The 3,915-nt window shown below is 70.0% G+C and carries 5 protein-coding genes; 1 reads left to right on the top strand and 4 read right to left on the bottom strand.

Features of this window, described 5'->3' with window-relative positions; genetic code table 11:
• Positions 1-357: 357 nt before the first annotated feature.
• Both ADK54_RS10365 and ADK54_RS10360 read right to left on the bottom strand, forming a co-directional pair.
• Positions 358-1,314, bottom strand: a complete 957-nt coding sequence (locus ADK54_RS10365; RefSeq protein WP_053725280.1) for an SDR family NAD(P)-dependent oxidoreductase — start codon at positions 1,312-1,314, stop codon at positions 358-360.
• A gap of 43 nt (positions 1,315-1,357) precedes the next feature.
• Complete coding sequence (locus tag ADK54_RS10360; protein ID WP_053725279.1) at positions 1,358-2,176, bottom strand: SDR family NAD(P)-dependent oxidoreductase; 819 nt, start codon at positions 2,174-2,176, stop codon at positions 1,358-1,360.
• Between the two features lie 93 nt (positions 2,177-2,269).
• On the opposite strand from ADK54_RS10360, the gene ADK54_RS10355 reads away from it, so the two are divergent.
• A complete protein-coding gene (locus tag ADK54_RS10355) occupies positions 2,270-2,854 on the top strand; it encodes a TetR/AcrR family transcriptional regulator (protein ID WP_234391997.1) in 585 nt (194 codons plus the stop codon).
• A gap of 294 nt (positions 2,855-3,148) precedes the next feature.
• Here the strand turns inward: ADK54_RS10355 and ADK54_RS48240 are convergent, their stop codons facing one another.
• The gene (locus ADK54_RS48240; protein ID WP_267886993.1) at positions 3,149-3,274 is read right to left on the bottom strand and encodes a hypothetical protein; all 126 of its coding nucleotides are present in this window, start codon (positions 3,272-3,274) and stop codon (positions 3,149-3,151) included.
• Positions 3,247-3,741: a hypothetical protein gene (locus ADK54_RS10350; protein ID WP_053725281.1), complete on the bottom strand. Its 495-nt coding sequence runs from the start codon at positions 3,739-3,741 to the stop codon at positions 3,247-3,249. Before ADK54_RS10350 ends, ADK54_RS48240 begins: the two co-directional genes overlap by 28 nt.
• Between the last annotated feature and the right edge of the window lie 174 nt (positions 3,742-3,915).

Below are 3,915 nucleotides of genomic sequence, written 5' to 3'. Positions count from 1 at the left end.
AACACCAACCCCCGCCCCTATGTGTGGCACAAGACCGCCGACCAGATTCTCAACAGCCTCGCCAACTACTGCCGACGCATCAACGACTCAGGTCACTAGGCGCTGGGTTATTCCTGCGGGCGCGCCGGACGCGCTGCTCGGGCTGCAGGGTCACACATGTGCTGCTGGCCCGAACCGGTGGTCCCCCGGCCAAGTGGTGGGCGACCAGGGTGACCACGACCAGGTCGTAGGAGAGCTCGAGCGGTCCGGCCACCCGTTCGCGCGGCTGCTCGCCATGGGGGCGCGCAGGCTGCCACAACTGACGGCACAGCCGGGCCCACTGCTCGTGTCGCGAGGTCATGCGCGCAGCGCAGGGCTCTAGCGGATCAGGTCCTCGGATACGGACCACAGGCGTGCTGCGCCCTCCCGGTCCAGGGCGTACGGTGCGACACCGGCGGCGGCGCCGGCGCGCCCGGTGACCGGCTCGGCCTGCGCACAGTCCTCGAAGTAGCGGCCGGTGATGCCCTCCACCGTCGGAGAGGCGGCCAGCAGCACCGAGGTCGCGGCGCCCTGCTCCACCGACTTCTGCGGCGGCAGCGCGAGTGCGCCCGAGGCGATGAAGGCAGCCACCTGGTCCATGTCCAAGTGCCGGGCCAGGGACGTGTCTGCGATGTTGCCCGGCATCAGCGCGTTGGCCGTGATGCCGTCGCCGGCCCATCGCTCGGCCGCACCGACGGCGAACAGGGCGTTGGCGGTCTTCGACTGCCCGTAGGAGGTCCAGGGGTCGTAGGGGCGGAAGCGGTAGTCCAGGTCGTCGAAGACGACCGGGGAGAAGAGGTGGCCGATGGAGCTGACCGAGACGATCCGTGCGCCGTCCGCTGCCGCGAGTGCCGGGTGGAGGCCGGTGGCGAGGGCGAAGTGCCCCAAGTGGTTGACGGCGAACTGCAGTTCCCGGCCGTCCGGCGTGCGGACGAGCTCCGGCGGGGCCATCACTCCGGCGTTGTTGACCAGGATGTGCAAGGGACCGGTCCAGGCCGCCACGAACGCCGAGACCGTCGACCGGTCAGCCAGATCGAGCCGCCCCACGGCCAACTTCCCCGATCCGGGCGGAAGTTCCGCCTCCAGGCGCGCGGCCACCCGGGCGCCCGCGTCGGTGTCTCGTACGGCCAGGGTGACGTCGGCGCCTGCTGCGGCGAGCACCCGGGCCGTCTCCACCCCGATTCCGGAACTGGCTCCGGTCACCACGGCCCGGCGGCCGTGCAGGTCCACGCCGTCGATCGTCTCGGCGGCTGTGGTGGCTGCCCCGAACGTGCGGGGCGTCTGCGGTGCGGACATGAGGTGGGGCTCCTGACGTGAGAGAGGGGGAAGGGGGAGAAGGTCAGCCCTGAGCGGTCCGGGAGACGTGCTCCCAGTCGGCCCAGGTCTGAAGGCGCTGGGCGTAGGCGGGCTCGATGAGCTCGATGGGTTCCGTACCGAACAGCACCCGCAGGGGCGGGGCCGCCGCATCGACGATCTGCAGGAGGGCGGTGGCCGCGTCGGCGGGGGCGGCGTACCGGGCGTCTCCGATGCGGTCCGCGAGAGCCTCGCGGACCGGGTCGTAGGCGGGGTTCGGCTCGGCCTGCGCGGCGGAGGAGCCGGCCCAGTCCGTCGTGAAGCCGCCCGGCTCCACGACAGTGACCTTGATCCCCTGGCCGGCGACTTCCTGGGCGAGGGATTCGCTGAAGCCTTCGAGCGCCCACTTGGATGCGTGGTACGCGCCCAGCGACGGCAGTGCGACGACGCCGCCGACGGACGACACCTGCACGATGTGGCCGCTGCCTTGGGCGCGCAGGATCGGCAGCACGGCCTGGGAGACCCAGAACGCGCCGAAGAAGTTGGTCTCCATCTGGTCGCGCAGCTGCTGCTCGGTGATCTCCTCGACCATGCCGAACAGTCCGTAGCCCGCGTTGTTGACCACGATGTCCAAGCGGCCGAACTTCTCGTGCGCGGCGCCCACGGCATCGGCGACGGCCGCCTTGTCGGTGACGTCCAGCGCAAGCGGCAGGACCGCTTCGTCGCCGTACTTGGCAACCAGATCGTCCGAGGCGGCCGCGTTCCTGGCGGTGGCGGCGACCTTGTCGCCGCGCTCCAGCGCGGCCTCGGCGAATGCGCGGCCCAGGCCGCGGGACGTACCGGTGATGAACCAGACCTTGCTCATGGTGTCTCCTTCGGGGTCGACTCCACCGTAGCGCGAAAACTTAGACGCGTCCAAAAATACACTCGTCCAGGAATCGGGCCGTACGATGGACCCATGGGAGGAACGATGAATCTGCGAGAGCGCAAGAAGCTCGCGACCTGGCGCGCCATCCGGTCCGCCGCGCTGCGGCTCTTCGACGAGGAGGGCTACGAGGTCACGACCGTCGAGCAGATAGCGGCCGCGGCGAACGTCTCGCGCGCCACGTTCTTCAACTACTTCGCCAGCAAGGAGGCCGTCGTCTTCGACCAGGACCCCGAGGAGCGGCGCAACTGGCAGGCCTTGATGGACGACCGCCCCGCGGACGAGCCGCTCTGGGACTCGCTGACCGCGATCCTGACGGGGTTCTGCGAGAGCCTGCGCGAGCGCATGCCGATCCAGCGCATCCTGAAGGCGCAGTCGCCCGCCCTCGCCCAGTCCGGCCAGAGCTTCGGGGAGCAGTTCTTCACCGACCTGCGGAACTGGGTGGCAGAACGCACCGCCGGGTCCGACGAGTTGACCGCGACCCTGCGGATGAACCTCGCCGTGGCCGCCACCCTCACTGCCTATCAGACCTGGCCCGCGGACGACTCCTTCAACGGATTTCTGCGGCTCCTCGAACGCTGCCTCCGCGAGGCGGGCCCCACCGCGTCCGCCGACTGACCCGCCGATGAGGAGCCCACTGCTCTGATCAACTGGGCCAGAGCGGGCAACGACGAACAACAGCTCGCCGAGCTCGGAACGGACTGGGTATGGGCCGTTAGGGCGGCGATGCCCGGGGGGCTGGCAACCACGCCCGTGACGGAACTCCCGGCCCGGACACTCCCAACGCTCGGGCATCCACGGCCGGGTCCGGCATCCGCTCGTGATCGCAGCGGGCGGACGTCCGCCGCGTCACGCCAGAACAGTCGTTGGGACTGCACACCGAACGGGCGAGCCTGGAGCGGGCGTCCGGGTTCAGGCCTCGGGCGCGGCAAGCGGTTCGATGATGACGATCGGGATCTCGCGGTCCGTCTGCGCCTGGTACGCGTTGTAGGCGACGGTGGCGTAGCCCCTCAGACTCCGGCCGTGCAGAACACGCACGCCTCCCAGAACGGCAGCGCGTCCAGCACCCGGTGGCGTACGCACGAGGCCATCGCGGCATCCCGCGGCCCGGGCAGGACGCCCGTGCCGGCCCTCGCGGTCGCAGGGTCGAACTCCTCCACCATCGCCCGGTACGTGCGCAGGTACCCCTCGGCCCGGGGCGGCTCGTACGTCAGTTCCTCCCACCGATGGCGGGACAGCGCCAGATCGAGGACGCGCAGCAGGAAGTCCTTGGCCGCGGCCCGCTCCTGCGGCGTGTCCCCCCAGTCGAGCTCCGCCAGGCCGAAGCCGACCACCCCACGCCCCATCATGTTCTGGTCCTGGAGCGTCAGCAGCGCGGCGAAGCGGAAGTCCCACGGCTCGTGGGCCAGCGCGGACACCGCGAGCATCAAAACGTCCACGAACACCGCCGTGCCGCCGTTGGTCATCTCCAGGTACCGGCCGCCACCGCCGCCAAACACGTTCATGACTCGAGAGTAGAGAGAGGGGGCGGCCACACCCTGCGGTTCGTGTTCGGGTCTGGTGCAGGGTTGGGTGACGGGTTGACCTGACCCACCATTTGGGTTCCAGGCTGACCTGACCCACCATTTGGGTTCCAGGCTCGGTGGCTAACCGGCAGCCGGGATGGTGTCGTTCTCGGA

The sequence above is a fragment of the Streptomyces sp. WM6378 genome (assembly GCF_001279695.1).
Classification (GTDB): Bacteria; Actinomycetota; Actinomycetes; order Streptomycetales; family Streptomycetaceae; genus Streptomyces.
This window is presented reverse-complemented; position numbering and strand designations above follow the sequence as displayed.

What these genes read in the sequence shown, in the direction of transcription:
- ADK54_RS10355 (WP_234391997.1), top strand. Translation starts at nt 2,270, where the DNA reads ATGGGAGGAACGATGAATCTGCGAGAGCGCAAGAAGCTCGCGACCTGG.
- ADK54_RS10365 (WP_053725280.1), bottom strand. Translation starts at nt 1,314, where the DNA reads ATGTCCGCACCGCAGACGCCCCGCACGTTCGGGGCAGCCACCACAGCC.
- ADK54_RS10350 (WP_053725281.1), bottom strand. Translation starts at nt 3,741, where the DNA reads ATGAACGTGTTTGGCGGCGGTGGCGGCCGGTACCTGGAGATGACCAAC.
- ADK54_RS10360 (WP_053725279.1), bottom strand. Translation starts at nt 2,176, where the DNA reads ATGAGCAAGGTCTGGTTCATCACCGGTACGTCCCGCGGCCTGGGCCGC.